The organism is Streptomyces argenteolus (assembly GCF_042902585.1).
GTDB lineage: Bacteria > Actinomycetota > Actinomycetes > Streptomycetales > Streptomycetaceae > Streptomyces > Streptomyces argenteolus.
The window spans coordinates 128,230-155,009 of the sequence record NZ_JBIBEG010000005.1 but is presented as its reverse complement, the minus strand read 5'-3'; the positions used below and the strand labels follow the sequence as shown (position 1 = coordinate 155,009).

The following is a 26,780-nucleotide window of genomic DNA, read 5'->3' as shown; positions in this document are numbered from 1 at the left end:
CCGGAGCGCCCGGTGCCTGGTGAGGGCGGACCGCTCCGGACCCTGCGGGCACGCACCCCTCTGGAGGCTCCGTTGCAGGCCGAAGAGCACGCCGACCAGCCGCCCCTCGACGTGCCCTTCGACGCGTCCGCGCTGGACGCGACGATCGGCAGCAGCCCGGCGGGCGTGGCCGTCTTCGACACGGAGCTGCGCTACGTGTACGTGAACCCGGCACTCGCACGGCTCAACGGGGTCCCCGCCGCCGCCCACCTCGGGCGGTACATCTCCGAGGTGCTTCCGGAGATGGACGTCCGCACGGACGTGATGCGCCGGGTGCTGGCCGACGGCCGGCCCCGCGAGATCACCACCAGCGGCCGGACCTGGGTGGACTCCCTCATCGAGCGGCGGTACTGGCGTGTCGCCCTCCACCGGATGGAGCAGGACGCACAGGTACGCGGACTGGTCGGGATCGCCCAGGAGGTCACGGCCACGGAGAACGAGCGGGACGAGCTGCGCCGGGCCAGGAGCTATCTCACGCTGCTCGACAACGCGGCCGCGGAGATCGGCACGACGCTGGACGCGCGGTCCACCTGCCAGCAGCTCGCGGAGTTCGTGGTGCCCGTGATGGCAGACGCCGCGGTTGTGGAGATGATCCCCCAGGAGGACGGGCACAGCAGGAGAGAGCCACCGGCCGGGGTGGTCCGGCTGCGGCGCTACGGGGCGGCGGCGATTCCGGAGCTCTCCGGCGCGATCGAGCCGTACGGCGGACAGGGAGCGGAGATCGACTACCAGGAGGACGCGGCGGTACCCCGCTGTCTCGCCGCAGACGAGCCGGTGGTCGTGCACCTCACCGGGGACGACGAGTTCGGCCGGGCCGACCCCACCCCCGAGCGGGTCGCCGCCTACCTGGCCGTCGGACTGCACTCCGCCGTCGTCGTTCCCCTCACCGCGCGCGGACGCCCGCTGGGGACGCTCAGCCTGCTGAGGGCGGGGGACTCGCCGCCCTTCACCGAAGGGCTGGACGTCGTCGTCGCCCGGACGCTCGCGGGGCGCGCCGCCGTCGACGTCGACCACGCCTACCGCTACACGCACGAACACGGTGTCGCCCGGGAGCTCCAGCGCTCCCTGCTCTCCGAGCCGCGCGTACCGGACTCGGGGATCGAGATCGCGTCCCTCTACCTGCCCGCGGGAGAGGGGGCGCTGGTCGGGGGCGACTGGTTCGACGCCATCCCGCTGACGGGCGGACGGCACCTCAAGGTGATGGGCGACGTGATGGGCCACGGGGTGGAGGCCGCCGTCGCCATGAGCAACTACCGCTCGATGCTCCGCATCATGGCAGAGGACGAGCAGCCGCCGCACCGCATCCTGGAGAGGCTGGACCGGGCCGTGGAGCGGTCCGGCCTCGACCGGGCCGCGACCTGTCTGGTCGCGGTCGTCGACCGCCGGGAGGGGGTCTGCGAGGTGGCCAGCGCGGGCCACCCCCCGCCCGCCTTCATCGACCCGGGGGCATCCGGGGCGCGGGTGGCGCGGATACCCGTGGGGCCTCCGCTGGGCACGGGCCTCGGGGGTTACGTGACGACGGTGCTGCCGTGCGGTCCCGGGACGGTGCTGTTCATGTACACCGACGGGCTGGTGGAGCGCCGGGGCGAGGACATCGACGTGTCGGTCCACCGGCTCTCGGGGCTCACGCTTCCGGTGAGCGGGCGTCTCGAAGATCTCCTGGAGGAGGTCGTGGACCGTTTCGCGGACACCGCCGAGGACGACATCGCGGTACTCGTCTCGCGTAGCCGGGGATACTGAACGCCGCTCTCGGCCGGGGGCGTTGTCAGTGGCGGGTGCGAGGATCGGCGGCATGGAACCTCTGCTCCTCGCCGACATCGAAGCCGCAGTCCGCAGCAGCTGGGACGCGGACACGACCACGCCCGAGTACCGCGCGCGGTGGAATCCGGGAAATCCCGCCCGGGACCAGTGCGGGGTCACCGCGCTCGTGCTCAACGACCTGCTGGGCGGGGAGTTGCTCCGGGGTGAGGTGCGGGTCGACGGCGAGCGGGTCGACTACCACTGGTGGAACCGGCTGGGCGAGGGCGTGGAGATCGACCTGACGCGCGAGCAGTTCGCCGCGCACGAGCACGTCACCCCGGGTGTGGTGATCGAGCGCCCCGCCGAGATCGTGCGGCTCCGCGCGGAGTACGAGCTGCTGCGCGACCGGGTGCTGGAGCGCCTTCGCGGTCGGAAGCGGGCGGGCACGCCGGACCGGGCGCTCTGAACTCCCGGGCCCTCGGGGCACGCCGGACCGGGCGCTCCGGGCTGCCCGGCCCTCAGGTCATCGGGCCTGCCGGTGGGAGTGCCTGCGCAGCCGGCGCAGGACGAGCAGGGCGGACGTGATCAGCGGCAGCAGTCCCGCCACGGTGTTCGCGGTGGTCAGCCTGTCGTGGGTGCCCCGGGACCTGCGCATCTGCCGGAGGGTGCGGATGACGGCGAGCGCGCTGCCGCCCAGGCTCAGGAGCAGACCGACCTTGGAGTTCGTGGGTGTCCTGGGCATCTGCGTGCCTCCCGGTTACGTCGCCGAGCCTGCCCCCCCGACCCACGTAACCGGGTCCCGCGCCGGTCCGCAATCGGGGCCGTCCGGTGGGCCGGGGAGATGCGGGGCGCACGTGAAGTAGCCCTTCACGACGGGGGATGCGTGAAGGGCTACCGGGAGCAGTATGACCCTTCCCAGGTCTGCCGACAACTGACCGGTCGGTCAGCCCTGTTGGGGTGATCATGCGGCTACGGACGGCTTCCGCCGACGGGCGTGCGACCCCGCGCGCGGGGGGCGCGGGAGGCTTGCGCCGGTGTGCCCGCGACCCGGGGTGCGGGCGTGCGGACGCCCGGACCGGGCGAAACCTGTTCCGGCGGCAATAGACATGACCTACCCCTACGCCTAGGGTTTCTCGTGCAGCCAGGCCATATCGGTGGCCCGGTGCGTAGCAGAAGAGGTGCAGATGCCCCCGGAATCTCCGTCGCATGCCACGGACCGTCTCGACGACGACGACTACCCCGCTTACACGATGGGGCGAGCCGCGGAGATGATCGGTGCCACGCCGGGTTTCCTGAGGGCCATCGGTGACGCCCGCCTGATCACCCCTCTGCGCTCCGAGGGCGGTCACCGCCGCTACTCGCGCTACCAACTGCGCATCGCCGCCCGGGCCCGCGAGCTGGTGGACGGCGGCACGCCGATCGAGGCCGCCTGCCGCATCGTCATCCTGGAGGACCAGCTCGAGGAGGCCCTGCGTCTCAACGAGGAGCTCAGACGGCCGGCGGCCGGCCGGAGTGGCGCCGATTCCTGACCGGCGCGCGGGTGTATATCTGTTTCCGTCGGCACAGAAATGCGCGCAAAGAGCGGTGAGAGTTTATACCGTGTGCGGCTCAGCGCCGGGCGGGTGATATGGCGCACCGCTCACTTGTGCCCGAATCGTGCTACTGTTGATCTCAGTTGCAGTTGTGGTTCCCAAAACTTCAAGTGCTCTCGCCGTTTTCACTCCGGTGGGTGCGCTTTTGTATTTCCGGTCTGTTCCGGACGGGGCAATCATTTGCGGCGACGTAGGACTCGCACAGTGCGGGTCCACGGGCAACGCCCCGAAGGAGATATGACATGGCTACTGGCACCGTGAAGTGGTTCAACTCGGAAAAGGGCTTCGGCTTCATCGAGCAGGAGGGTGGCGGCGCTGACGTCTTCGCCCACTACTCGAACATCGCCGCCCAGGGCTTCCGTGAGCTGCAGGAAGGCCAGAAGGTGAACTTCGACGTCACGCAGGGCCAGAAGGGCCCGCAGGCGGAGAACATCACCCCTGCCTGATCTGCCAGGCGTATGACGCAGCTGGGGCCCGCACCTTGGGGTGCGGGCCCCAGCTCGTTGTGTTTTTCCCGGCCGTGACCACGGCCGTCCACGGCCGGCGCGCCGTCGAGGGAATCCCCGACGCGCGCCGCCCGTGAAGTGGTCGTCATGCAGTCATATGGAGTACCGAATACCGCTGGTTCACCCGGCGGACGGACTTCGTTTTTCGTTATTTCACCGGCTCGTTCTTGCGATTCTTGGCGCCGTACATGGCTGCAGCCGCCCGGAAAGAATCCCTCGACACGTGCCATTCGAGGGAAAGGTTCTGCATTGAACCGCGATCGCACATCTCGCACGAACGACCGATTTTCCCGGACCCGCTCCGGTGGGACCAACGGCAGTCGTACCGCCAACGGATTCCGCTCGGCGGGATCCGGCAGGCCGGGCGCTCTCGGTGGGCAGGGCCGCTCCGGCGGGCCCAAGCGCTCCGGCGGCTACGGCCGTCGCTCCGCCCCGTCGGGTGAATTCGCCCTGCCGGTGACCATCACTCCCGCCCTCCCCGCCGTGGAGTCCTTCGAGGACCTGGAGATGCCCGCGCCCCTGCTGGCGGCGCTGGGTACCGAGGGCGTGACGGTGCCGTTCCCGATCCAGGGGGCCACCCTGCCGAACTCGCTCGCCGGACGGGACGTCCTGGGGCGCGGTCGCACCGGCTCGGGCAAGACGCTCGCCTTCGGCCTGGCCCTCCTCGCCCGCACCGCGGGCAACCGTGCCGACGCACGCCGCCCGCTGGCCCTCGTGCTCGTCCCCACCCGGGAACTGGCCCAGCAGGTCACCGACGCGCTCACCCCGTACGCCCGCTCGCTCAAGCTGCGGCTGGCGACGGTCGTCGGCGGCATGTCGATCGGCCGCCAGGCCAGCGCCCTGCGCGGCGGCGCCGAGATCGTGGTCGCCACCCCGGGCCGGCTCAAGGACCTCATCGAGCGCGGCGACTGCAAGCTCGACCGTGTCGCGATCACCGTCCTCGACGAGGCCGACCAGATGGCCGACATGGGCTTCATGCCCCAGGTCACCGAGCTGCTCGACCAGGTCGGCCCCGACGGCCAGCGGATGCTGTTCTCGGCCACCCTGGACCGCAACGTGGACCTGCTGGTCCGCCGCTACCTGCACGACCCGGTGGTCCACTCCGTGGACCCCGCGGCCGGAGCGGTGACGACGATGGAGCACCACGTGCTCTACGTCCAGGGTGCCGACAAGTACGCCACCACCACCGAGATCGCGGCCCGCGACGGCCGGGTGATCATGTTCCTGGACACCAAGCACGCCGTGGACAAGCTCACCGACCACCTGCTGAGCAGCGGTGTGCGGGCGGCGGCGCTGCACGGCGGGAAGTCCCAGCCTCAGCGGACCCGGACCCTGGACCGGTTCAAGACCGGTCACGTCACGGTGCTGGTCGCCACGAACGTCGCCGCGCGCGGCATCCACGTCGACAACCTCGACCTCGTCGTCAACGTGGACCCGCCCAGCGACCACAAGGACTACCTGCACCGCGGCGGGCGTACCGCGCGGGCCGGGGAGTCCGGCAGCGTCGTCACGCTCGTGCTGCCCAACCAGCGCCGTGAGATGACCCGGCTGATGGCCGACGCCGGGATCACGCCCCAGATCGCCCAGGTGCGGTCCGGAGAGGCGGAGCTCAGCCGTATCACCGGCGCCCAGACACCCTCGGGCGTTCCGGTCACGATCACCGCACCGGTGACGGAGCGCAAGGGCGGCAGCTCGGGTCCCCGTGGACGGCGTGGCGCGCGTCCCGGCCAGGGGCGCCGCTCCAACGCCAACACGGCGACGCCGCAGGCCCGTGCGGCGGCGGCTCAGCGCCGGACCAACAAGGCCGCGTAGCGGTCCGGCCGTGCTCCGGCCGACCCCGTCCGGCTTTCTCTACGACCTTGTCGAGGCCCCATGCGCTGTGTCATCGCCCGTTTCCCCTTCGATCTGTTCAAGAACGAGGTGGAGGCATCGATGAAGGGCATCAAGCCCGAACCCGTCATCGGTGACGCGGTGGTCGTCGGCCGCCGTGTCTACCCCGTCAAGCAGGTCGGCGAAGTCATCACCCGGCAGGACCGCCGTGACTTCAGTGCCGCCGAGGTCACCAGGGCGCTGTCGCGCCTCGGCTTCACCTGCCGGCCGGCGGAGGTGCCCGCTCCCGCGGTGCCCCTCACGCCGCTGGAGAACGCGTCCGCGCTGCTCGGCTCGCCCGGCGGCGTCTGAGCCCGCGAGCACCGCGAACACCGCACCCCCGGGGCCCTCGGCCCCGGGGGTGCGGTGCGTTCCCGGCCCGCCGGGGCCCGGATCCCCGTCCAGGACGACGGAGGCGTCGCGGACGAGCCCCGTCAGGGCGCCGTCGCCGGCCTCCGTGCCCAGTCGAGCCGGGGCTCGACGACGTACCGGAACACCCGCCGCACGGGAGTGCTGCACAGGGCGGTGACCATGGCCGCGGCGGCGGCCGACACCAGGAGCCGGCCAAGCGGGGTGGACAGCACGTCCGCCTCGAAGAGGTCCAGCCTGACCGCGCCCTTGATGACGAAGCCGTGCAGCAGGTAGCCGTACAGCGTGCCCGCGCCCAGCGCAGTCATCCACAGCTTGCGGCCGGGGACCCAGGCGAGGAAGCAGGCGCTGAGGACCACCGCGCACGCGAACAGGAACAGGGTCACCGGGGCGCCGGTCCAGGCGGGCGAGCCGAGCTGCTCGGCGCCGTACCGGCGGAAGAACCACGAGGTCGTCGTGCGCGGCACCGCCCAGTAGGCGGCGGCCAGGGCGACCAGGCAGACGGGCACGGAGGCGATGCGCACCGCCCGGCGGCGGACGAAGGCGAAGTGCTCAGGCCGCAGGCACAGTCCCAGCACGTAGAACGGCAGGAACTGCAGGACCCGCTGGAGTTGCAGGTCGCCCCCGATGTTGCTGGTGACCGCCCCCACGGCCGCGACGGCCAGGGACACCGCGACCGGCCACCGGACCGTCTGCCAGAAGGGGGTCGTGAGCCGCCACAGGAACAGCGCGGGCAGGAACCACAGCAGCCAGTACGGGGTGAGCGGGCTCAGCGGGAAGCCGGGGGCGCCGGTGAGGCGCTCGAAGAGGGTGTAGGCGACCTCGAAGACGACGTAGGGCACGACCAGGCTGGTGACGAGCTTCCACACCCGGTCGGGCCGCAGCTCGAACCCGCGCGAGAAGTACCCGGCGATCAGGATGAAGACCGGCATGTGGAAGGCGTAGACGAAGGTGTACACCGTCTCGACCAGGCGCCCGCTGCCGGGCAGCGGCTCCCAGGCGTGCCCCATCGCGACCAGCACGATGGCCAGGTACTTCGCGTTGTCGAAGTACGGGTCACGGCCCGGCCGGGAGGGGGCGGGGGCCGGGGCCCCGGCCCCGTCGGCGGCGGGACCCGGGGAGTGTGAGGTCAGCGAGGGCATCCGGTCACCCTACAAAGCTCCCCCGGCGCCCGGGCCCCCTCACGTGGTCAGGATCACCTTGCCGGTCGTGCGGCGGGCCAGCAGGTCCTCGTGGGCCCGCCGGGCATCGGCGAGCGGATAGCTGCTGCCGGTCACCGGGCGCAGACGGCCCTCCGAGACGAGGGTGAAGAGCTCCTTGAGCGGCCCGCTGACCGCCCCCGGAAGCGCGAGCGTGGGACGCAGCCAGAATCCGACGACGGAGGCGTTGAGACGGCTCAGGAGGGCCGGGTCGACCGGGGTGAAGCCCTGGCGGGCGGAGTTGCCGTAACTCACGAGCCGGCCGAAGGAGGCCAGCGAGCCCAGCGCCTGGTCGAAGAGCTCCCCGCCGACGGCGTCCAGGACGACGTCCGCCTTCTCCGCGAGGGGGTAGCCGACCACCGCGTCCGCCCCGAGGTCCAGGACGAGCCGCTCCTTGGCCGGGGCGGAGACCTGGGCGAGCACCCGGCCCGCCCCGAACTCCCTGGCCAGCTGGACGGCCAGGGAGCCCACGCCGCCCGCCGCCGAGTGCACCACGACGCTCTCGCCGGTGCGCAGCCGGGCGGCGGACCGCAGCAGGTGCCAGGCCGTGAGCCCCTGCACCATCAGGGCCAGCGCCTCCGCGGCGCCGAACTCCTCGGGGATGTCCAGGACGGCGGACTCCTTCGCGGTGACCTGCTCCGCGTATCCGTGCGACACGCGGGCCAGGACCCGTCTGCCGTCGGGGGTGCGGCCCACCACCTCGCTGCCCGGGACGTACGGCAGGGCGTCGGCGCCGAGGTAGGAGCCGTCCACCTGGTGGGTGTCCGCGAAGTTCACCCCCGCCGCCTCGACGGTGAGGAGGACCTCGCCGGGGCCCGCCACGGGGGTGGGCAGCTCGACGGGACGCAGGACTTCGGGACCACCGAAACGGTCGAACTGGATGGCGAGCATGCCGCACGGTATCGCGCGGCCCTCCGGGGCGGCCCGGGGCTCCGAGTGTTTCCGGAACGCGCTGTCGGTCCTGGGGCCGGAATGCGCGGAATCCGATAAGAACAGAACGCTCGGTATGTTCCGCCGATGACTCTGTGTCGCAGCTCTGGGGCACGCTTCGGACACCGGGTCCCGAAGCGCCGGCCCTCGCGTACGCACCGGAGTTCCGGTGGGCCGGGGCAGGACCGGGCGGTACGGGAAGCCCTGGCGGGTGGCGCGGGAAGTCCGTGGTGGCTGCCGGGGAGGCCTGCCAGACTGCGCCCATGAGTGATCTTCTGAACGGCAAGGTCGTCCTGGTCACCGGGGCGAGCAGCGGCATCGGCGCATCGGCGGCGCGCGTGTTCTCCCGGGAGGGCGCGACGGTCGTCCTGGCCGCGCGCAGGGAGGGCCGACTGGCCTCACTGGTCGAGGAGTTGACGCAGAAGGGGGCGCAAGCCTCCTACGTCGTCTGCGACGTCACGGTGGCCGAGGACGCCGCCCGCGCCGTGGCCTTCACGGTCGACACCTACGGGCGCCTGGACGCGGCCTTCAACAACGCGGGGCTCGGCGGCGACCGGACTCCCCTGCACCTGATGGGCGACGACGTCTACGACGCCGTCATGGACACCAATGTGCGCGGCGTGTGGAACTGCCTGCGGCACGAGATCGCGGCCATGCTGACGAACGCCTCGGGCGGCGCCATCGTCAACAACAGCAGCGTGGGCGGTCTGGTCGCCATACCCGCCGCAGCGCCCTACATAGCGGCCAAGCACGCCGTCGTGGGCCTCACCAGGGCGGCGGCGGACGAGTACGCGCAACAGGGCATCAGGGTCAACGCGGTGGCACCGGGCACCACGCGCAGCGAGATCACGGCCGACTGGTTCGGGCGCAACCCGGGCCTGGAGGAGATGGTCAACAGCATGACCCCGCAGGGGCGTACGGCCGAGCCGGAGGAGATCGCCAACGCGGCGGCCTGGTTGCTGAGTGACCGGAGCCCGTTCCTCACGGGTACGGTCCTCCCGGTGGACGGCGGCTTCCTCAATCAGTGAGCCGGTGCCGCTGAACCGGCTGTCCACAACGGGCCGTCCGGCCCGGGTGCCGCTGAACCGGCCGTCCTCCAGGGCCCGTCAGGCGCGGGTGCCGCTGAACCGGCCGTCCACCAGGGGCCGTCCGGCGCAGGGCCCGCTGAACCGTCCCCGGAAGACCGTGGCTCCGTCCTGGGTCGCGGTGATTCGGACGGAGACCTCCCCGTGGGCGGCCGGCAGCACCTCCGCCTCGATCCAGCAGGGGCGGTCGAACTCGGTGTACATCTCGAACACGCAGTTCACCGTGGTCGCTTCGAGCGTGGCGGGCCAGAGGGCGGCGATCGCGGCCTGGTGGGCCGCCTCCATGAGGGCGAGCCCCGGGACGTGATCGACCGGGTGGTCGTACAGCACGGTGTTGGCGACGTCGTTGCGCAACTGCCAGCGAAGAGGCCTGTCGCCGGCCGAAAGGGCCACGTCGGAGTGTTCGGTCCGGCGGACGGTACGGGGATCGACCGGAGCGGGCAGCGGCCACGCGTTCCAGTCGACGGTGAAGTGGTCGCCGCGAAGGCGTCGGTAGACGCGCGTGGAGAGCCACCCGAACTCGGAATCCGCACGGGCCACCATGCTGCCCTCGTGGAAGACGCGGAATTCCATGTCGAGTGAACTGACTTTTCCGCCACGCTCCTTGGCGTTCTTGACCGTGACCTCGACGCTGATGTCGCAGGGTGCGCCCGGGGGGACCGCGAATCCGGGAACGACGTTCAGGTCGAAGTAGTTCAGAACGGTGTGATCGGACAGAGGCGCGTCGTAGGCTGCGTGCGCGATGGTCAGGCCGCTCTGCCGGACGGTCTGGGTGAGCATCCGCTGGTCGTAAGGGAGGCCGACGGCGGGGGCCGGCCAGGTGCCGGACAGCGAGAACTCGCCATCTTCCACGCGCTGCCAGGACGTGAGGAGGACCATGTCGGAACGTCCCAGGTGGACGTGGTCCTTGAGGATTCCGTTCCGCCCCTCGGCCGCGGCGAGCGGCGGGTGCGGAACGGGAGATATGTCGGGCACGGCCCCCCCGGACCTGGCGCAAAATGGTTGTTGCAGCGCTGATATGATACCGGTTCACCGGTACTTTTTGAAGTAGCGTCATGCACGTTCAACGGGGGGCGCGAGTTGGCACGACAGCAACGGGCGATCCGCACGCGCCGCATCTTCCTGCAAGCCGCTGCCGAGGTCTTCGACGAGCACGGCTACGACGCCGCCACCATCGCCGCGATCCTCGACCGGGCGGGTCTCACGCGAGGCGCCCTCTACTTCCACTTCACGTCCAAGGAAGAGCTGGCCCGCGGAGTCCTCCAGGAGGCGGTGACCCTGGACGGGGTGACCCCGCAGACCTTCAAGCTGCAGGAATGGGTGGACATGGCCCTCCTGCTCGCCTACCGGCTGCCACGGGAACCCCTGCTCAGCGCCTCGATCCGGCTCTCCGTCGACCCCCGGGCGCGCGGGCTCTTCGGGACCCGCTGGCCGGACTGGATCGCTCTCGGCACCGACATACTCACCGAGGCCAAGGAGCGCGGCGAGCTCCTTCCGCACGTCGATCCGGAGGCCACCTCCAGGCTGGTCGTCGGCGCGTGGACCGGCGTCCAGCTGGTCACCGAGTCCATGGCCGAGCCGCTGGACCTGGTCGCCGAGATCTCCGCCCTCTTCGAGCTCATCCTCCCCAACAACGCCGTCCCGGGTGTGCTGGCCCGGCTCGACACCTCCCCGCACCGCGCGGCACGCATCATCGAGCAGCAGCGGGCGGTCCCCGTCCCCTGACCTCCGGGCCCCCCGGCAGGCGGCGCCGCGGTGTTCACCCGACTGGCTGCGCGTATCTGCGAAGTGGCTGGTCAGCACGCATGGTGGGCCTATGTGGCTTCGCCGAACAGCCGTGTGCGCCATGGTCGTGCCGCTGGCGTTCCTGGTCCTCCGGGACGCGCCGGTGCGGCTGACCGCGCCCGCGCCCGCCACCGCGAAGCCGGCCGCTCCCCCCGCCGCACCGAGGCCCCCCATCGTGACCCGGGCGGCCTGGCACGCGGACGAGAGCCTGGTCAAGGAGGACGCGGTGTACACCGGCACCGTGCGGGCGGTCTTCGTCCACCACACCGGGCACACCAACGCCTACGACTGCGCCGACGCCCCCAGGATGCTGCGGGCGATGGAGGAGGCGCACGTCCGGGGCGAGGGGTGGGACGACATCGGCTACAACTTCGTCGTCGACCGCTGCGGAACCATCTACGAGGGCAGGGCGGGCGGTGTGGGGCGCTCCGTACGCGGGGCCCACGCCACCGGGTTCAACGCGCACAGCGTCGGGGTCGCGGCCCTGGGCACCTTCGCCCCCGGGGTCCCGGTGCCCAAGGCGCTCATCGAGGGGATCGCGAAGGTGGGCGCGTGGAAGCTGGGCCGGGACATCGACCCGGAGGGCTTCGTGCGGATGGTCTCCACGAACGACGAGAGCCTCTACAAGCGCGGCGAGGAGGTCTACCTCCACGCCGTCGCGGGGCACCGGGACACCTTCCAGACGTACTGCCCCGGTGAGGCGCTGTACGCCCAACTCCCCACGATCCGCAAGGAGATGGCCCGGCTGAGGGCGGCGGCCAAGGCGCGGCGCACCGACTGAGAGCAAGCGGTGCGCGGCACTCGCCCCGACTGCTGGGCACGGCCCTTAGGGACCCACCACCCGGGTGAAAGTGGGGACGTCGCACGCGTCGAAGCCGGACTAAAAGCATATCGGCGGCTTATCTGTTCGTGCCCTTGCACACCTTTCGGAGCACAGCGGAGGACTACCGTCATGCCGGCATCACCCCTCGCCAAGCGGCCCGTCGAATCGGTGCTCGCCCTTCTGCTCGTCCTGCTCAGCGTGCTGGCCCTCTCCGGCCGCAGCGCCGAGGCCGCGCAGGTCCGGACCCCCGCAGAGGTCCCCGCCCTGACCGTCTCCGCCCCCACGGTGACGGCCTCCACGGGCGGCGCCCCCACCGTCACCGCGCCGGCCGCCGCCACGGGGACCGACTGGGACCGCATCGCCGAGTGCGAGAGCAACGGTCGCTGGGACATCAACACCGGCAACGGCTACCACGGAGGCCTCCAGTTCGCGCCCTCCACCTGGCGGGCCTACGGCGGCGGGCAGTACGCACCGCGTGCCGACCTCGCCACCCGGTCCGAGCAGATCGCGGTCGGCGAGCGCGTCGCCCGCTCCCAGGGACTCTCCGCCTGGCCGACCTGTGGACGCCTCGGTGCGAACGGCGCGTCGAGTTCCTCGTCGAACGGATCCGGCGGATCAAGCGCGTCCGGCCAGAACGACACGGCGCAGGCGGCCCCGCAGCGGCAGTCGTCGGGCGGTTCGGGCAGCGGGTCGTCCGGTAGCTCCTCCGGCACCACGGCGAGCGGTTCGTCCGACGGTTCCTCCGGCAGCTCGCACGACGGCTCCGGCAACGGCTCCGGCAGCGGCTCCGCGAGCGGGAACAGCGGCGCGACGCACTACTCCGAGGACCTCGTCGACGAGGAGACGTACGTGGTCGAGTCCGGCGACTGCCTCTCGGTGATCGCGGAGCGGGCCGACGTGTCCGGTGGCTGGCCCGCGCTGTACGAGCTGAACCGCGACGTCCTGGACCGTGGGCCGCACCTCATCTTCCCCGGTCAGCACCTGCGCCTGAACGCCTGACCCCACACGGGCACCACCTGAGGTGAGCGGACTTTGGCCCCCCGGGGACCGAGGACCTGGACTCCCCGACGTACGGAACGGCCGCACCGTGAGCGGCACACACGCAAGGAGAGAGCGGATGGCGCGGACGGCGGACCGTCTCCTCGAAGGCACGGCGGGCGAGCACGCCCCGGCCGGACGAGGTGGCGCGGGCCAGGGACATGCGGTGCGCGGCAAGGGCATTCAGCGCGCGCGGGTCCGGCTCGCGGAGGGTCTCAGCGTCCGGCGGCCCGCGAGGGAGCGGTGCGCTCGCTCGGCGACTCAGGGCTCTCCCCGTACCTGTGGCACTCGGGGTTGTGGCAGGGCCCCGGACCCCAGTGCGGGACGAAGATGCCCAGGGTCTTGTGCCGCGCGAGCACGGTGTCGACGGGTTTCTTGCAGGCCGGGCATGCGTATGCGGCCTGCCGATCGGTCTGACGCTCGGTACTGGCCATGCCTTCACGGTAGTCCTCAGGGAGACAAACCGAAACTTTCCAGACTTTTTACCCCGCCCCGCTTGGTGAGAGGCGAGGAGCGGCCACCGGGCCCACAGGGAGCGGGCACGTCCGGAACCTGGTGCCATGGAACGGGGAAGGTCTCGACGAAGGGACACGGTCATGGCACGCGCACCGTCACCGGCCGCGGTCCTGCTCTCCGTGCACGCGGTGGTCTTCGACACGGACGGGGTGATCACCGACTCCGCCCGGGCGCACGCCGCGGCCTGGAAGGAGGCGTTCGACGCCTGCCTGGCCGGCCACGAGGGACAGCGGCCCTTCGACGAGGAGGACGACTACCGGCGCCACGTCGACGGCAAGGCGCGCAAGGACGGTGCCGCCGCCTTCCTGGCGGCCCGGGGGATCGATCTCCCCGAAGGCGACCCCGACGACCCCCCGGGCACGGGAACCGTGTGGGCCGTCGCCGCGCGCAAGGACCAGGCCTTCACCCGGCGCCTGCGCACCGACCCGATCGCCGTGTGGCCGGGCACGGTCCGTCTCCTGCACGTGCTGCGCGACGCGCGGGTCCCGTTCGCCGCGGCGTCCGCCTCCCGGCACGCGACCGAACTGCTCGCCGGGGCGGGCCTCCTGGACCTTTTCACCGCCGTGGTCGACGGCAATGAGGCGCGCCGCCTGGAGCTGCCGGGCAAACCCGATCCCGCCCTGTTCACCGAGGCGGCGCGGCGCCTGGGCGTGCCCCCGGGTGACAGCGCCGTCGTCGAGGACGCGCTCGCCGGTGTGGAGGCGGGACGGCGCGGAGGCTTCGGACTGGTCGTCGGGGTGGACCGGACGGACACCCCCGAGGGCGCCGCGGCCCTCCGGCGGCACGGTGCGGACCTGGTGGTGTCCGATCCCGGAGACCTGCTGATCAGCGGGGCGAACTGATGGTGCGGGGCTGGGTGTGGCCGTACGAGGGGTACGAGCCGGAGAAGGAGCGGCTGCGCGAAGCCCTGTGCACCCTCGGCAACGGCTACTTCGCCACCAGGGGAGCCGCGCCCGAGGCCCCCGCGGGCGACGTCCACTACCCGGGCACGTACGTGGCGGGGTGCTACAACCGGCTGACCTCGTCGGTGCAGGGCCGGCAGGTCGAGAACGAGGACCTGGTCAACGTCCCCAACTGGCTCCCCCTGCGCTACCGCGTCCACCCGGCGGGCACCCGCCCCGGGCCGTGGCTGACCCCCGACCACGCGTATCTCGTGGAGCACGGCCAGTTCCTCGACCTGCGCGGCGGCACGCTGACCCGCCGCTCGGTGTACGAGGACGGCGAGGGCCGCAGGCTGACGGTCGTGCAGGAGCGCCTGGTGCACATGGGCGACCCGCACCTCGCCGCGCTCCACACGACGTTCCGCGCCGGGGGCTGGTCGGGGGAGCTGGAGGTGGAGGCCGGGATCGACGGCGATGTGCGCAACACGGGTGTCGCCCGCTACCGGGAGCTGGCCGACCGTCATCTCCTCGGCTGGGAGACCGGCACGGAAGCGGGGTCCGTGGTGTGGCTGCGCTGCCGCACGGTCGAGTCGGACATCGGCATCGCGCTGGCCGCCCGCACCCTGGCCTCCTGCGGCACGGAAAGCGACGGTGAGCACCGGGCCGAGCCCCGGCAGGAGCCGCGCGCGGTCCACCAGACGATGATGCTGCCGCTGGCCCCGGGCTCCGACGCCGTCGTCGACAAGACGGTGGCCCTCCACACCTCGCGGGACCAGGCGATCGGCAGCGCGCTGCGGGCCGCCGTGTCCGCGGTCGAGGCCGCACCAACGTACGCCCGGCTGCTCGCCTCGCACCGCCGGGCCTGGGCGGATCTGTGGCAGCAGGCCAAACTGGAGGTCCCGGGGGAGCCCGGGCGCATCCTGCGGCTCCACCTCTTCCACGTGCTCCAGACGCTCTCCCCGCACACGGCGGGACTCGACGTCGGGGTGCCGGCCAGAGGACTGCACGGGGAGGCGTACCGGGGGCACGTGTTCTGGGACGAGCTGTTCGTCCTGCCCTTCCTGAACCTCCATCTCCCCGAGATCTCCCGGGCGTTGCTCGACTACCGCCATCGCCGGCTCCCCGCGGCCTGCGCCGCCGCCCGCGCCGTGGGCCGCAAGGGGGCGATGTATCCGTGGCAGAGCGCCGACGAGGGGCGCGAGGAGACCCAGGAGGTCCATCTCAACCCCCGCTCCGGGCGCTGGCTGCCGGACCGCTCGCGGCTCCAGCACCATGTCGGCTCGGCGGTGGCGTACAACGTGTGGCAGTACTGCGAGGCCACCGGCGACACGGAGTACCTCTACTCCAAGGGCGCCGAGATGATGATGCAGATCGCCCGGTTCTGGGCGGAGAGCGCCGCGTGGGACGACTCCGTCGGGCGGTACCGCATCCGGGGGGTCGTCGGGCCGGACGAGTACCACGACGCCTATCCGGACTCCGACAGGGCGGGCCTGGACGACAACACGTACACGAACGTGACGGCGGCCTGGGTGCTCGCGCGGGCCGGCGAACTCTGCCGCTCGCTGCCCGCGAGCCGCTGCCGGCAGCTCCTCGACCTGATCCGGCTCGACCCGGGGGAGCTGGAGCGCTGGGACGACATCTCGCGCCGGCTGTACGTGCCCCATCACCGGGGTGTCATCAGCCAGTTCGCCGGTTACGGGGACCTGGCCGAGCTGGACTGGGAGGGCTACGGCGAGCGGTACGGCAACATCCGGCGCCTCGACCGGATCCTGGAGGCGGAGGGCGACACCGTCAACCGCTACCAGGCGTCCAAGCAGGCCGACGTGCTCATGCTGGGCTATCTGTTCTCCCCCCGGGAGCTCGCCACGTTGTTCCGCAGGCTCGGGTACGAACTCGACGACGAGACCTGGCGGGCCACCGTCGACTACTACGTGAAGCGCACGAGCCACGGCTCCACCCTCAGCTCCCTCGTCCACGCCTGGGTGCTGGCCCGGGTGCACCGCGACGACGCCTGGGTGTACTGCGAGGAGGCGCTGATCGGCGACGTCGCCGACATCCAGGGCGGGACGACGGAGGAGGGCATCCACCTGGGAGCGATGGCCGGGACCCTCGACTTCGTCCAGCGGGGAATGACGGGCCTGGAGACCCGCGACGACGCCCTGTGGCTGGCTCCGGCGACGCTGCCCCAGCTCTCGAAGTTCCGGATGCGGCTCCGGTTCCGCCGGCACTGGGACGTGGACCTGCGGCTGCGTGCCGAACGCATCCGGATCGCCGTACCGGACTCGGAGCGGCCGGGGGTCCGGGTGAGGCTCGACGGCAGTTCGTACGTCGTGGAGCCGGGGACGGCGCGGTGGCTGGAGCTGCCGACCGACATGCCCGGCGGTTCGTGACGGCGGCCCGGACCCCTCACCGGGCGGGCCCGGGCGCGGACGGCCGCGCGGGTCAGGAGGCCCGGGAGGAGACCAGGACGCCGATCTTGTCGATACGGTGCTCCGGGTTGCCGTGCGCGTCGCGCCAGACGTTCCCGGCCGCGTCGTCCTCCGGGGTCGCGCAGGTGGAGAGGGTGATCATGGCCTTCGCCGGCTTCTCGCCCGGACGGCCCGGCACCTCGGCCCGCTGCTCGGCGAGTGAGCGCGCGGAGCGGAACGAGGTCTGCCGGGTCCCGGTGATCCGGTACTCGTACAGCGTGCCGCCCTCCGTGACCAGGACCTTGTCCCCCTTCTCCAGCGACGGCAGGTCGCGGAGCGGGCCCCCGGCGGAGAGCCGGTGGGCCGTCACCAGGTAGTTCCCGATCTCCCCCGGCCCGACCCCGCCCTCCTCGCCGTACGGGCTGGCGGCCACCCCGCGGTTCTGGACACGGGTCCCCGCCGCGTCGTCCGTCGTGCCCTCGTACGGCACGACGCGCAGGTCGCTGACTCCGATCGACGGGATGTCGAGCTCCGCCGTTCCCGTACGCGGGTCGGTCCTGTCGGCCGGGGTGACGGCCTGCGGCGCGGCCGTCACCCGCGCCGGTGCGGTGGTGGCCGGCGGAGGCACGGCCGCCGCCGCGCCCGCGCAGCCGGTGGCCAGGACGGCGACGGCAGCGGCTGCGCAGGCGCGGGGGAGGCGGTGTGCACGGTGAGGGCGCATGGCGGTTCCGGAGGGGTTGCCGGCCGGGCCGCCAGGGGCCGCGAGGCCGGTGGGGCCGGGGGCCTGGGGGCGGCCCGCACCTTCCAGTACACCACCGGCCGTCAGGCCGCGCCCGGGTCCAGCAGCTCCCGCACCTCGTCGAGGGTCGTCTCGGTGAGTTCCTCCCCCACGAGCAGCCAGCGCGTGATCCCGACCGACTCCAGGAACGGCAGGTCGTGGCCGGCGATCACCAGCGTGCCCTCGTAGGACGCAAGCGCGCTCGTCAGCTGCCGCACGCTCGCCAGGTCCAGATTGTTGGTCGGCTCGTCCAGCATGAGCAGCTGGGGCGCCGGGGTGGCGAGCATCGTCGCCGCGAGGGTGGCGCGGAACCGCTCCCCGCCCGAGAGCGTGCCCGCCTGCTGCTCGGCGCGGGCCCCCTTGAACAGGAAGCGCGCGAGCTGGGCGCGGATCTCGTTGTCGGTGGTCCCCGGTGCCATCCGGCCGACGTTCGCCGCGATGCTGAGCTCGTCGTCCAGCACGTCCAGGCGCTGCGGCAGGAACCGCAGCGGCACGAAGGTCCTGGCCTCGCCCTCCGCCGGCGCCAGCTCCCCGGTGAGGGTGCGCAGCAGCGTGGTCTTGCCCGCGCCGTTGCGGCCGATGAGCGCGATGCGTTCGGGGCCCTGGACGTGGAGGCCGGCGTCGCGCAGGCTGCCGAAGCGGGGCGTCAGCCCGTCCAGGGTCAGGACCGTGCGGCCCGCCGGGACGGCGGTGGCGGGGAGACGCACATGGATCTCCGCGTCGTCGCGGACGGCCTCCGCGGCGGTGTCGAGCCGCTCGCGCGCCTCCTGGAGACGGTCCTCGTGCAGACCGCGGAGCTTTCCGGCCGCCTCCTGCGAGGACCTCTTGTGCCCGCCCGCCACGATCTTCGGCGCGCGCCGCTGCGCGTCCATCTTCTTGTTGTGGCGCTGTCTGCGGGCGACCTTGATCTGGGCCTCCTCCAGCTCGCGCTTCTGACGGCGTACGTCGGACTCGGCGGCCCGGACCATGCGCCCGGCGGCCTCCTGCTGGGTGGCCAGCGCCTCCTCGTAGGCCGACCAGCCGCCGCCGTACCAACTCACCGTGCCGGCGCGCAGATCGGCGATGCGGTCGACCCGCTCCAGCAGGTCACGGTCATGGCTGACCACGACGAGCACACCGGAGCGCCAGGAGTCGACGGCGTCGTACAGACGGCGGCGTGCGAACACGTCGAGGTTGTTCGTCGGTTCGTCGAGCAGCAGCACGTCGGGACGTTCCAGCAGCAGCGCCGCCAGGCGGAGCAGTACCGTCTCACCGCCGGACAGCTCCCCGGCGGTGCGGTCGAGACCGACGTCGCCGAGGCCGAGCGAGCCCAGGGTCGCCAGGGCCCGCTCCTCGACGTCCCAGTCGTCGCCGACCGTCTCGAAGTGCTGCTCGGAGACGTCCCCGGCCTCGATCGCGCGCAGCGCGGCGCGCCGCTCGGTGATGCCGAGGGCGTCCTCCACCCGCAGATCCCTGTCGAGCGTGATGTTCTGCGGCAGGTAGGCGAGGTGGCCGTCGACGGTCACCGAGCCCGAGGAGGGCCGTAGCCGGCCGGCCAGCAGCCGGAGCAGGGTGGACTTGCCGGAACCGTTGGTCCCGACGAGGCCGGTGCGGCCCCGCCCGAAGCTGAGGGAGAGTCCGTCGAAGACCTGCGTGCCGTCCGGGTGGCGGAAGGCCAGGGCGGAGCAGCTGAGGGAGGCGGCGGGCGTGGTGGGCTGAGACATGTGATCCTCGCGGTCGCAAGCATGTGAACAGGGGCTTCGTGTGCGAGCACCACGCGGCGACCGGCCGAGGAAGGGGGGTGCGGTCCTCCGGGGAACGGGGGACGGTTCATGCACCGAGGTCGCATCCACGCGGGAGTCACGGGCGGCGGGAGAGCCGACAGGGCGTGACGGGCTACGGCAGGGCCGTACCGCGCGATGATCGCGGACCTCAGATGCGCAACGTCCACCTCTATCGGAGACAACAGGACTCGAAAACTGTACACCGCGAGGGGCTCGGGCGGGGTGGGGAACGGCGCGCGAGGGCGCCGGGCCCTCCGTCCGGCGGGCCGTCACCCGTGCTTGTCTTCGCACTGATCTATCGAGTATCAATAGATATAGGTTGCTATTCGATAGCTCTATGGAGGGGGACACGATGGGAAGACTGCCCGTGCTCGCACTGCGCGCGGTGCTCGCGATGCTGCTCACCGGTTCGGCGTTCGTGCAGGCGGTGATGGTGCCGCTGCTCGCCGCCGATCTGGACGGACTCGATACGGAGTACGCGTACCTCCGCGCACCGCTGCTCCTGATCGTCTTCCTGGGAGTGGTGACCGTCGAGGTCGTACTGGTCTGCGTGTGGCGCCTCGTGACGATGGTGCGGCGCGGCACGGTGTTCACCCACGCGGCCTTCCGTCATGTGCACGTGGTGATCGGTGCCGTCGTGGCCGCCGCGCTCCTGGTGTTCACGCTCGGGGCCCTGCTGGCACCCGGAGAAGCGGTGGCGCCGGGCGTGGTGCTCCTGGTGGGCGGGGCGGGCGTGGCGGTCCTGGGGGTCGCGCTCGTCGTCTTCGTCCTGCGCATGCTGCTCGCCCAGGCCGTCGCGCGCGATGTCGAGGCCACACAGATGCGGGCCGAGCTCAACGAGGTGATCTGATGCCGATCGCCGTCGACATCGACGTGATGCTCGCCAAACGCAAGATGTCCGTGGGCGAGCTCGCGGAGCGCGTCGGGATCACCCCCGCCAACCTGGCCGTGCTCAAGAACGGCAGGGCGAAGGCGGTCCGCTTCACGACGCTCGCCGCGCTGTGCGAGGTCCTCGAATGCCAGCCGGGAGACCTGCTGCGCTGGGAGGCGGAACCCTCGGACGGATGACACCCGGCCGGGCGGCGCCGTCCCCACGGCCCCCGGGCGACGCGGTTTCCACAGCCTGTGCAAAGGGGTTCTTCAGGTGCCGTTCACCTCGGTGGGCGAGGGTGGAACCCCCACGGAGGCCCTCCGTCCGGGGGAGCCCCGCGGTGACCCTCCGTCCCGCGCGTACGACTGCCGATCCCGACCCCCGACCCGCTCCTCGCCGCTGCGCACCACCCCCTGACGGGCATCCGCCGCCTCGCTCCAGCAGCCCCGGCACACCCCTGGCGCCCGCCACGGACCGCGAAGCCCCAGGCCGTTCCCTCAGGCCTGGGGCTTCCTCGTGCAGGGGAGGCGGGACACATGACGACCGGTAAGGAACCGGCGGTTGGACGGCTGTTCACCCGGACGCCGCTTCACGCTCGCCCACAGGTGGCACCATCTCGCTCCGCCCCAGTCGTGCCCCTGTCGTGCAACGGAGAGACGATGCCCCCGAAGAGAACCCACGCGGCGCTGGCAGCCGTAGCCGTCGCCGCGGGCCTGCTGGCCGGTACGGGCGCGGCGAGCGCGCACCAGCCGCCGCGGTGGCCGGTCGCCTTCGACCGCACCGCCACCTACCCGGTGTTCCAGAACCGGCCCGCCGGCGAGGACCCCGCCTCCCCGACCGTCGCCGAGATCTCCGCGGTCGGCGAGGACGGCAGGACCCTCGTCCACACCGACGCACTCGCGCGCCGCATCGGATTCCTCGACATCAGCGATCCCGGCAGACCGCGCGGACTCGGCACGCTGTCGCTGGCCGAACTCGGCGACGCCGAGGACGAGCCGACCTCCGTGGCCGTCGTCGGCCGGTACGTCCTGGTGGTGGTGAACACCAGCGCCGATCGTTCGAAGCCCTCCGGGCGCCTCGACGTCATAGAGCTGCGCGACCGCAAGCGGGTGCGCAGCTTCGACCTGGGCGGCCAGCCCGACTCCATCACCGTCACCCAGGACGCGCGGTACGCCGCCGTCGCGATCGAGAACGAGCGGGACGAGGAGGTGACCCCGCCCGGCGGCCAGGAGGGCGACCTCCCTCAGGCCCCTGCCGGTTTCGTGCGGATCGTCGACCTGAAGGGCGGCTCCCCCCGGAGCTGGACCACCCGGGCCGTACCGCTGACCCGCCCCGACGGCACGGCGCTCCCCGTGCTGGCCGACGCCGGGATCGCCGCTCCCACCGACCCGGAGCCGGAGTACGTCTCCGCCAACAGCCGTGACCAACTCGCCGTGACCCTCCAGGAGAACAACGGCATCGCCCTGGTGGACCTGCCGACCGGCCGGATCACCAAGGCCTTCGGCGCCGGTACGGCCACCGTGGACGGCATCGACACGGTCAAGGACGGCGTGATCGACCAGACCGGTTCGCTCACCGGCGTCCCCCGCGAGCCCGACGCCGTCAGCTGGATCGACGACCGCTACCTGGCGACGGCCGACGAGGGCGACTGGAAGGGCGGCACCCGGGGCTGGTCGGTCTTCGACAGCCGGACCGGCACGGTCGTCTGGGAGGCGGGGAACAGCTTCGAGCGGCTCGCGGTCCGCTACGGCCTCCACAACGAGGGCCGCTCCGGCAAGAAGGGCAGCGAGCCGGAGGGCATCGCGGTCGCCACCTACCGTGGTGTGCGGTACGCCTTCGTCGGCTCGGAGCGCAGCAACTTCGTCGCCGTGTACGACCTGAGCCGGCCGGCGGCTCCCGTCTTCCGCCAGGTGCTGCCCACCACCAACGGCCCCGAGGGCCTGCTGCCGATCCCGTCGCGCGACCTGCTCGTGGTCTCCAGCGAGGAGGACGACGCCTCGGTGAACGTACGGGCCTCGGTGAGCCTGTTCGAGCTGGGCACGGGCACCCCCGCCGCCGCCCCCGGCATCGTGTCCGCCCCGGATCCCACCGGCGCACCGATCGGCTGGGGCGCGCTCGGCGCGCTGTCCGCCGTCCCCGGCAGGCCGGACCAGCTGTACAGCGTCACGGACGCGGCGTACGCCGACACCCGGATCATGACCATCGACACCGCGCGCCGGCCGGCGGTCATCACCCGGGCGCTCACCGTCCAGGACGCCGAGGGCCGCCCGGCCGGCTACGACGCCGAAGGCGTCTTCGCCCGTCCCCAGGGCGGTTTCTGGCTCGCCGTCGAGGGCGCGACGGGCGCCGGCAACAAGCTGGTCAGGCTCGACCGCGACGGCGTGACGCGGCAGGTCGTCACGCTGCCCGCGGACGTCGCCGCGGGTCTGACGAAGCAGGGCTTCGAAGGGGTCACGGCCACCACCGACCGCGCGGGCCGCGAGGTGGTCTGGGCCGCGCTGCAGCGGGAGGTCAAGGGCGACCCGACGGGAGTGGTCCGGCTCGGCCGGTACGACGTGGCGTCGGGTACCTGGAGCTGGTACGGCTACCGGATCGGCACCACCACCACGCCCGGGGACTGGATCGGCCTCTCCGAGATCACCGTCGTCGGCGACGAACTCGCCGTGATCGAGCGGGACAAGCTCAACGGCCCGGCCGCCAGGATCAAGCGGGTGTACACGGTCGGCCTCCCGAAGTCCGCCGCCCCCGGTGGCGAGCTGCGGATCCTGCCCAAGAAGCTCGCCCACGACGTGCTCCCGGACCTGCGGGCGACGCACGGCTGGACCCAGGAGAAGCTGGAAGGGCTGACCGTGGGCGGCGACGGCCAGGTCTACGCCGTGACCGACAACGACGGCGTGGACGACGCCACCGGCGAGACGGCCTTCCTGCGCCTCGGTTCCGGAAGGAAGATCTTCGGGCGCGACTGACCCTCTCCAGCCCTCGCCACGGCCGCCGCCAACCCAGCCGGCGGCCGTACGGCTGTCCGGGAGCGGGCAGCCCCGCACCGGCTTCACCGGGCGGTCCGGCGACCGTGTGCCCCCGCGCGGGCACACGGCCCGCCCGGGCACCCCCGCGCGGAGGCCCGGACGAGCGCCAGGTGGACGGCGACCGAGGGCAGGACGCACGCCGGGTGAAGGGGCGGGGCCGTCCAGCCGCTAGCATCCGGGCTCCGGATGTTGCCGAGCGGTGGACGGAGTGGACGGTGGCGCGACCGCGTGTGGGTGTGGCGGTGCTGACGATGGGGACGCGGCCCGCCGAGCTGCGGGCGCTGCTCGACTCCGTGGCCCGGCAGGACGAGCCGGCCGCCCGCGTCGTCGTGGTCGGCAACGGCCGGGGGTCCCTGCCCGAGCTGCCGGACGGCGTGACCGGGGTCGAGCTGCCGGAGAACCGAGGGGTGTCGGGCGGCCGGAACGTCGCCATCGAGCAGCTGCGCTCGGCCGGTGACGTCGACGTCCTGGTGGACCTCGACGACGACGGGCTGCTCGTCGACGCCGACGTGTTCCGCCGGCTCGCCGACCTGTACGAGGCGGATCCCCGGCTGGGCATCGTCTCGTTCCGGATCGCCGACGAGACGGGCGAGACACAGCGCCGGCACGTGCCCCGGCTGGGTGCGAAGGACCCGATGCGCCGGGGCGAGGTGACGACCTTCCTCGGGGGCGGCCACGGCCTCTCCATGCGCATGCTCGACGAGGTCGGCGGCTGGCCCGAGGACTTCTTCTTCACCCACGAGGAGACCGACCTCGCCTGGCGTGCGCTCGACGCCGGATGGACGGTGCTCTACGAACCGCACCTGCTGCTCCAGCACCCGAGGACCAGCCCGGCGCGCCACGCCGTCTACCACCGGATGACGGCGCGCAACCGGGTCTGGCTGGCGAAGCGGAACCTTCCGGCCCTGCTCGTCCCCCTCTACCTGGGCGTGTGGACCCTCCTGACCGTGGCCCGTACGCGGTCCCTCTCCGGTCTCCGCGCCTGGGCCGGCGGATTCCTCGAAGGCGTGCGCAGACCCTGCGGAGCGAGGCGGCCCATGCGCTGGTCCACGGCCTGGCGCATGACCCGCCTCGGCCGCCCGCCGGTCATCTAGTGCGCTGACCGCGCCGGTTCGCCGCACCGGGCGCCGCGAGGGCCGGCCGACGGGCCGACGGGGCGCGTGCGCAGCTCACTTCGGCGGGTTGAGCGCGCGGAAGTAGGTCCAGCTGGTCTCGTTCGGCTCGCTCCACTCCTGCGGCGCGTGGGCGAACTCCGGGTGACGGGCGGCGATGTAGGCACGGGTCCGCGCGGGGACCTCGGCGTACGAGCCGAGCTTGCGCCCCCGGCAGTGGAAGGTGAGTCCGCCGGGTGCCTGGCCCCTGGCCATCCACGGGAGCCACGGGGACATCCTGGTCCACGACATGGTGGCCGGGACGCCGGGAGCCGGGCCGTCCAGATCGGCGCGGTCGGCGAAGAACTGGAAGAGCTCCAATGCCTTGTACGTGTCGCCGGCCGAGTGGACGGGGTACTCCGCCACGGGCAGGGGCGAGGGGTAGGACAGGGGGATCTCCAGGCTGAAGCAGACCTGTCCGCCGAGTTCGGTCCGTGGGACGGGGAAGGGGCGCCACCGCTGGTTCGCGGGGTCGTTCCAGACGTGCACCACCGGCAGGTCCTGCCAGGTCTCCAGGATCTCGCGGCTGACGGGGTCCAGGTAGAAGGCGGCCTCACGGGTGAGGAGCTGGAAGGCGTCCGGCCCTGCCTCGGCATCCTGGACCAGCCGTGCGACGTTGAGCCCCTCGAAGCCGAAGACCCGCCGGTAGGGCTCGTCCGGGGCCCAGGAGTACACGTCTCCCGACCACCAGTACGTGACTTCCTCGCCGTCGAGAGAGGCCCGGGTGCGGGCGAAGGAACGGAGCTGCTCTGCGGGTGACGTCATACGCACCACTGTGCGCCCCTGCCGCAGCGGCGGGACGGGAACGCGCCACTCCGCGCCCCTGCCGCCGGCCGGGCGGGAGACGGGCCACTCGCGCCCCGCCGCACCGGCGGGGCGGAAGCGCCACTGTCGCAGGACGGCCGGTTTCGGGGCGGCGTCCGGGCGGCGGGCGGGTGCCGAAAAACCCGAGGCACGCGAAGCCCCGCGTGGTTATAGTCGCGGGCATGCATCTCCCTCTGATCTACGGCTGACAGCGGCCGGGGCCCGTCGCCGCCCCGTCCTGCCGCGAGTCCGGTGCGCCGCCCCCGCCCGAGTCCTTCCCGGACGGGCCCGGCGTACCGGCTCGGCCTGTCCTTGTCGCCGTAACCCTGAGAAGAGTGAGCCTCCATGCCCTCCACGTCCCGTCGCCGTGCCCACATCGCGATGGCCGGCATCCCCGCCGTCAGCCACGTCCTGCCCAGCCTCGACATCATCCGCGAGCTCGTGGCCCGTGGTCACCGGGTGACCTACGCCAACGACCCGGCGGTCTCCGCACTCATCGAGCCCACCGGCGCCGAACTCGTCCCGTGCACCTCCGGACTGCCGGTCGCCGACAACGACTGGCCCGCCGACCCCATCGCCGCGATGGGCCTCTTCCTCGACGACGCCGTCCAGGCGCTGCCGCAGTTGCGCGCCGCGTACGACGACGATCCGGCGGACCTGTACCTGTACGACATCGGGGCCTACGCCGCGCGGGCCCTGGCCGAGTCGCAGGACCGGCCGCTCCTCCAGCTGTCCCCGACGTTCGTGGCCTGGGACGGCTACGACCAGGACGTCGCGGCCCAACTGCGGCAACTGCCGGGAGCCGACGCCTACCGGGAGCGGTTCGCGCGGTGGCTCAGCGGCTGCGGGGCGTCCACCACCGATGTGGACGCCTTCTCCGGGCCTCCCGCGCGGGCTCTGGCGCTCATCTCCCGCGCCATGCAGCCGCACGCGGAGAAGGTCGACAGCCGCAGGGTGACCTTCGTCGGCCCCTGTTTCGACGCGGACGGCGACGGCGGCTGGACCCGTCCCGAGGACGCGGAGAACGTGCTGCTGATCTCGCTCGGCTCGGCGTACACCAGGCAACCGGAGTTCTACCGCCAGTGCCTGGCGGCCTTCGGAGACCTGCCCGGCTGGCACGTCGTCCTCCAGATCGGCTCGTACACCGACCCCCGCGAACTCGGCAGCATCCCGCCCCACGTCGATATGCACTCCTGGGTGCCGCAGCGGGCGATCCTGGCGCAGGCGGACGCCTTCGTCACCCACGCGGGCATGGGCGGCTGCGGCGAAGGGCTCCTGGCCGGCGTCCCGATGATCGCCGTACCGCAGGCCGCCGAGCAGTTCATGAACGCCGACCGGCTCGTGGAGCTGGGAGTGGCCCGCCGCATCGACACCGCCGACGCCACGGCCGGGGCCCTGAGGGCGGCTCTGGAGGAACTCACCACCGACCCGGACGTCGCCCGCCGCTCGGCACAACTGCGCGCCGGCGCACGGGCGGAGGGCGGCACGCAGCGTGCCGCCGACCTCGTCGAGAGCATGCTGCCCTGAGCCGGCCGGCACCTCCGCCGGGCAGACCGGGAGGCATTCCACGTGGTGCGCCTCCCGGCCGCCGGCGTCCCGCCACGGCG

25 protein-coding genes are annotated in these 26,780 nt (G+C 72.4%); 17 read left to right on the top strand and 8 right to left on the bottom strand.

All coding sequences use genetic code 11. The features are described 5' to 3' along the window. The first annotated feature begins 72 nt into the window (after nucleotides 1-72). The gene (locus tag ACFY8O_RS19450; RefSeq protein ID WP_387903983.1) at nucleotides 73-1,779 is read left to right on the top strand and encodes a SpoIIE family protein phosphatase; all 1,707 of its coding nucleotides are present in this window, start codon (nucleotides 73-75) and stop codon (nucleotides 1,777-1,779) included. A 52-nt stretch (nucleotides 1,780-1,831) separates the two neighbouring features. After that, on the top strand, nucleotides 1,832-2,245 hold the full coding sequence (locus ACFY8O_RS19445; protein ID WP_387903980.1) for a YunG family protein: 414 nt from the start codon (nucleotides 1,832-1,834) through the stop codon (nucleotides 2,243-2,245). 57 nt (nucleotides 2,246-2,302) lie between these two features. Here the strand turns inward: ACFY8O_RS19445 and ACFY8O_RS19440 are convergent, their stop codons facing one another. Continuing rightward, complete coding sequence (locus tag ACFY8O_RS19440; protein ID WP_145809937.1) at nucleotides 2,303-2,521, bottom strand: hypothetical protein; 219 nt, start codon at nucleotides 2,519-2,521, stop codon at nucleotides 2,303-2,305. A 442-nt stretch (nucleotides 2,522-2,963) separates the two neighbouring features. On the opposite strand from ACFY8O_RS19440, the gene ACFY8O_RS19435 reads away from it, so the two are divergent. From ACFY8O_RS19435 to ACFY8O_RS19420, 4 genes are all read left to right on the top strand, one after another. Then, a complete protein-coding gene (locus tag ACFY8O_RS19435) occupies nucleotides 2,964-3,308 on the top strand; it encodes a MerR family transcriptional regulator (RefSeq protein ID WP_145809935.1) in 345 nt (114 codons plus the stop codon). Nucleotides 3,309-3,613: 305 nt separating this feature from the next. Continuing rightward, the gene (locus ACFY8O_RS19430; RefSeq protein WP_014155340.1) at nucleotides 3,614-3,817 is read left to right on the top strand and encodes a cold-shock protein; all 204 of its coding nucleotides are present in this window, start codon (nucleotides 3,614-3,616) and stop codon (nucleotides 3,815-3,817) included. 309 nt (nucleotides 3,818-4,126) lie between these two features. Continuing rightward, the gene (locus tag ACFY8O_RS19425) at nucleotides 4,127-5,689 is read left to right on the top strand and encodes a DEAD/DEAH box helicase (RefSeq protein ID WP_387903976.1); all 1,563 of its coding nucleotides are present in this window, start codon (nucleotides 4,127-4,129) and stop codon (nucleotides 5,687-5,689) included. A 60-nt stretch (nucleotides 5,690-5,749) separates the two neighbouring features. After that, nucleotides 5,750-6,058, top strand: coding sequence for an SCO5918 family protein (locus tag ACFY8O_RS19420; RefSeq protein WP_145809932.1), 309 nt, complete (start codon nucleotides 5,750-5,752; stop codon nucleotides 6,056-6,058). 122 nt (nucleotides 6,059-6,180) lie between these two features. Here the strand turns inward: ACFY8O_RS19420 and ACFY8O_RS19415 are convergent, their stop codons facing one another. Both ACFY8O_RS19415 and ACFY8O_RS19410 read right to left on the bottom strand, forming a co-directional pair. Beyond that, nucleotides 6,181-7,257, bottom strand: a complete 1,077-nt coding sequence (locus tag ACFY8O_RS19415; protein ID WP_145809930.1) for an acyltransferase family protein — start codon at nucleotides 7,255-7,257, stop codon at nucleotides 6,181-6,183. Between the two features lie 39 nt (nucleotides 7,258-7,296). Next, nucleotides 7,297-8,205, bottom strand: a complete 909-nt coding sequence (locus ACFY8O_RS19410) for a quinone oxidoreductase family protein (RefSeq protein WP_387903972.1) — start codon at nucleotides 8,203-8,205, stop codon at nucleotides 7,297-7,299. A gap of 302 nt (nucleotides 8,206-8,507) precedes the next feature. Here ACFY8O_RS19410 and ACFY8O_RS19405 point away from each other — a divergent pair, with 302 nt between their 5' ends. Next, complete coding sequence (locus ACFY8O_RS19405; protein WP_387903969.1) at nucleotides 8,508-9,272, top strand: SDR family NAD(P)-dependent oxidoreductase; 765 nt, start codon at nucleotides 8,508-8,510, stop codon at nucleotides 9,270-9,272. 78 nt (nucleotides 9,273-9,350) lie between these two features. Here the strand turns inward: ACFY8O_RS19405 and ACFY8O_RS19400 are convergent, their stop codons facing one another. Further along, nucleotides 9,351-10,304 (bottom strand): ScbA/BarX family gamma-butyrolactone biosynthesis protein, encoded by a 954-nt coding sequence (locus ACFY8O_RS19400; RefSeq protein WP_387903966.1) that lies wholly within the window; start codon nucleotides 10,302-10,304, stop codon nucleotides 9,351-9,353. Nucleotides 10,305-10,409: 105 nt separating this feature from the next. Between ACFY8O_RS19400 and ACFY8O_RS19395 the strand changes: the two genes are divergently transcribed. From ACFY8O_RS19395 to ACFY8O_RS19385, 3 genes are all read left to right on the top strand, one after another. Beyond that, nucleotides 10,410-11,054 (top strand): ScbR family autoregulator-binding transcription factor, encoded by a 645-nt coding sequence (locus ACFY8O_RS19395; protein WP_145809923.1) that lies wholly within the window; start codon nucleotides 10,410-10,412, stop codon nucleotides 11,052-11,054. 91 nt (nucleotides 11,055-11,145) lie between these two features. Further along, the gene (locus ACFY8O_RS19390) at nucleotides 11,146-11,895 is read left to right on the top strand and encodes an N-acetylmuramoyl-L-alanine amidase (protein WP_387903963.1); all 750 of its coding nucleotides are present in this window, start codon (nucleotides 11,146-11,148) and stop codon (nucleotides 11,893-11,895) included. Between the two features lie 171 nt (nucleotides 11,896-12,066). Further along, nucleotides 12,067-12,936 carry a transglycosylase family protein gene (locus ACFY8O_RS19385; protein ID WP_387903960.1) on the top strand — a complete coding sequence of 290 codons (870 nt, stop codon included), beginning with the start codon at nucleotides 12,067-12,069 and terminating at the stop codon, nucleotides 12,934-12,936. A 254-nt stretch (nucleotides 12,937-13,190) separates the two neighbouring features. Here ACFY8O_RS19385 and ACFY8O_RS19380 read toward each other — a convergent pair whose 3' ends face one another. Next, a complete protein-coding gene (locus ACFY8O_RS19380; protein ID WP_387903957.1) occupies nucleotides 13,191-13,409 on the bottom strand; it encodes a hypothetical protein in 219 nt (72 codons plus the stop codon). A gap of 162 nt (nucleotides 13,410-13,571) precedes the next feature. On the opposite strand from ACFY8O_RS19380, the gene ACFY8O_RS19375 reads away from it, so the two are divergent. Then, nucleotides 13,572-14,333, top strand: coding sequence for an HAD family hydrolase (locus ACFY8O_RS19375; RefSeq protein ID WP_387903955.1), 762 nt, complete (start codon nucleotides 13,572-13,574; stop codon nucleotides 14,331-14,333). Then, complete coding sequence (locus tag ACFY8O_RS19370) at nucleotides 14,333-16,762, top strand: glycoside hydrolase family 65 protein (RefSeq protein ID WP_387903952.1); 2,430 nt, start codon at nucleotides 14,333-14,335, stop codon at nucleotides 16,760-16,762. The genes ACFY8O_RS19375 and ACFY8O_RS19370 overlap by 1 nt, the downstream gene beginning before the upstream one ends. A gap of 52 nt (nucleotides 16,763-16,814) precedes the next feature. Here the strand turns inward: ACFY8O_RS19370 and ACFY8O_RS19365 are convergent, their stop codons facing one another. Beyond that, a complete protein-coding gene (locus ACFY8O_RS19365) occupies nucleotides 16,815-17,501 on the bottom strand; it encodes a class E sortase (RefSeq protein ID WP_387903950.1) in 687 nt (228 codons plus the stop codon). Between the two features lie 101 nt (nucleotides 17,502-17,602). Beyond that, a complete protein-coding gene (locus tag ACFY8O_RS19360) occupies nucleotides 17,603-19,261 on the bottom strand; it encodes an ABC-F family ATP-binding cassette domain-containing protein (RefSeq protein ID WP_387903947.1) in 1,659 nt (552 codons plus the stop codon). Between the two features lie 412 nt (nucleotides 19,262-19,673). Between ACFY8O_RS19360 and ACFY8O_RS19355 the strand changes: the two genes are divergently transcribed. The 4 genes from ACFY8O_RS19355 to ACFY8O_RS19340 all read left to right on the top strand — a co-directional run bounded on the left by ACFY8O_RS19355 (nucleotide 19,674) and on the right by ACFY8O_RS19340 (nucleotide 24,312). Continuing rightward, the gene (locus ACFY8O_RS19355) at nucleotides 19,674-20,171 is read left to right on the top strand and encodes a DUF2975 domain-containing protein (protein ID WP_387903946.1); all 498 of its coding nucleotides are present in this window, start codon (nucleotides 19,674-19,676) and stop codon (nucleotides 20,169-20,171) included. After that, the gene (locus tag ACFY8O_RS19350) at nucleotides 20,171-20,389 is read left to right on the top strand and encodes a helix-turn-helix domain-containing protein (protein ID WP_145809908.1); all 219 of its coding nucleotides are present in this window, start codon (nucleotides 20,171-20,173) and stop codon (nucleotides 20,387-20,389) included. Before ACFY8O_RS19355 ends, ACFY8O_RS19350 begins: the two co-directional genes overlap by 1 nt. Nucleotides 20,390-20,851: 462 nt before the next feature. Then, entirely contained in the window at nucleotides 20,852-23,158 is a 2,307-nt protein-coding gene (locus ACFY8O_RS19345) for an esterase-like activity of phytase family protein (protein WP_387903943.1), read from the top strand. Between the two features lie 275 nt (nucleotides 23,159-23,433). Next, the gene (locus ACFY8O_RS19340) at nucleotides 23,434-24,312 is read left to right on the top strand and encodes a glycosyltransferase family 2 protein (protein WP_208766091.1); all 879 of its coding nucleotides are present in this window, start codon (nucleotides 23,434-23,436) and stop codon (nucleotides 24,310-24,312) included. Nucleotides 24,313-24,387: 75 nt separating this feature from the next. Here the strand turns inward: ACFY8O_RS19340 and ACFY8O_RS19335 are convergent, their stop codons facing one another. Beyond that, nucleotides 24,388-25,134: a DUF1838 family protein gene (locus ACFY8O_RS19335; RefSeq protein ID WP_387903939.1), complete on the bottom strand. Its 747-nt coding sequence runs from the start codon at nucleotides 25,132-25,134 to the stop codon at nucleotides 24,388-24,390. Nucleotides 25,135-25,518: 384 nt separating this feature from the next. On the opposite strand from ACFY8O_RS19335, the gene ACFY8O_RS19330 reads away from it, so the two are divergent. Then, on the top strand, nucleotides 25,519-26,700 hold the full coding sequence (locus ACFY8O_RS19330; protein WP_387903938.1) for a macrolide family glycosyltransferase: 1,182 nt from the start codon (nucleotides 25,519-25,521) through the stop codon (nucleotides 26,698-26,700). The last annotated feature ends 80 nt before the right edge of the window (nucleotides 26,701-26,780 follow it).

Bases quoted from the DNA above. Each gene is read 5' to 3' on its own strand.
- ACFY8O_RS19390 (WP_387903963.1), top strand. From the start codon at position 11,146: ATGTGGCTTCGCCGAACAGCCGTGTGCGCCATGGTCGTGCCGCTGGCG.
- ACFY8O_RS19360 (WP_387903947.1), bottom strand. From the start codon at position 19,261: ATGTCTCAGCCCACCACGCCCGCCGCCTCCCTCAGCTGCTCCGCCCTG.
- ACFY8O_RS19355 (WP_387903946.1), top strand. From the start codon at position 19,674: ATGGGAAGACTGCCCGTGCTCGCACTGCGCGCGGTGCTCGCGATGCTG.
- ACFY8O_RS19330 (WP_387903938.1), top strand. From the start codon at position 25,519: ATGCCCTCCACGTCCCGTCGCCGTGCCCACATCGCGATGGCCGGCATC.
- ACFY8O_RS19375 (WP_387903955.1), top strand. From the start codon at position 13,572: ATGGCACGCGCACCGTCACCGGCCGCGGTCCTGCTCTCCGTGCACGCG.
- ACFY8O_RS19415 (WP_145809930.1), bottom strand. From the start codon at position 7,257: ATGCCCTCGCTGACCTCACACTCCCCGGGTCCCGCCGCCGACGGGGCC.
- ACFY8O_RS19405 (WP_387903969.1), top strand. From the start codon at position 8,508: ATGAGTGATCTTCTGAACGGCAAGGTCGTCCTGGTCACCGGGGCGAGC.
- ACFY8O_RS19440 (WP_145809937.1), bottom strand. From the start codon at position 2,521: ATGCCCAGGACACCCACGAACTCCAAGGTCGGTCTGCTCCTGAGCCTG.
- ACFY8O_RS19335 (WP_387903939.1), bottom strand. From the start codon at position 25,134: ATGACGTCACCCGCAGAGCAGCTCCGTTCCTTCGCCCGCACCCGGGCC.
- ACFY8O_RS19370 (WP_387903952.1), top strand. From the start codon at position 14,333: ATGGTGCGGGGCTGGGTGTGGCCGTACGAGGGGTACGAGCCGGAGAAG.
- ACFY8O_RS19365 (WP_387903950.1), bottom strand. From the start codon at position 17,501: ATGCGCCCTCACCGTGCACACCGCCTCCCCCGCGCCTGCGCAGCCGCT.
- ACFY8O_RS19430 (WP_014155340.1), top strand. From the start codon at position 3,614: ATGGCTACTGGCACCGTGAAGTGGTTCAACTCGGAAAAGGGCTTCGGC.
- ACFY8O_RS19435 (WP_145809935.1), top strand. From the start codon at position 2,964: ATGCCCCCGGAATCTCCGTCGCATGCCACGGACCGTCTCGACGACGAC.
- ACFY8O_RS19345 (WP_387903943.1), top strand. From the start codon at position 20,852: ATGCCCCCGAAGAGAACCCACGCGGCGCTGGCAGCCGTAGCCGTCGCC.
- ACFY8O_RS19445 (WP_387903980.1), top strand. From the start codon at position 1,832: ATGGAACCTCTGCTCCTCGCCGACATCGAAGCCGCAGTCCGCAGCAGC.
- ACFY8O_RS19420 (WP_145809932.1), top strand. From the start codon at position 5,750: ATGCGCTGTGTCATCGCCCGTTTCCCCTTCGATCTGTTCAAGAACGAG.
- ACFY8O_RS19350 (WP_145809908.1), top strand. From the start codon at position 20,171: ATGCCGATCGCCGTCGACATCGACGTGATGCTCGCCAAACGCAAGATG.
- ACFY8O_RS19380 (WP_387903957.1), bottom strand. From the start codon at position 13,409: ATGGCCAGTACCGAGCGTCAGACCGATCGGCAGGCCGCATACGCATGC.
- ACFY8O_RS19410 (WP_387903972.1), bottom strand. From the start codon at position 8,205: ATGCTCGCCATCCAGTTCGACCGTTTCGGTGGTCCCGAAGTCCTGCGT.
- ACFY8O_RS19385 (WP_387903960.1), top strand. From the start codon at position 12,067: ATGCCGGCATCACCCCTCGCCAAGCGGCCCGTCGAATCGGTGCTCGCC.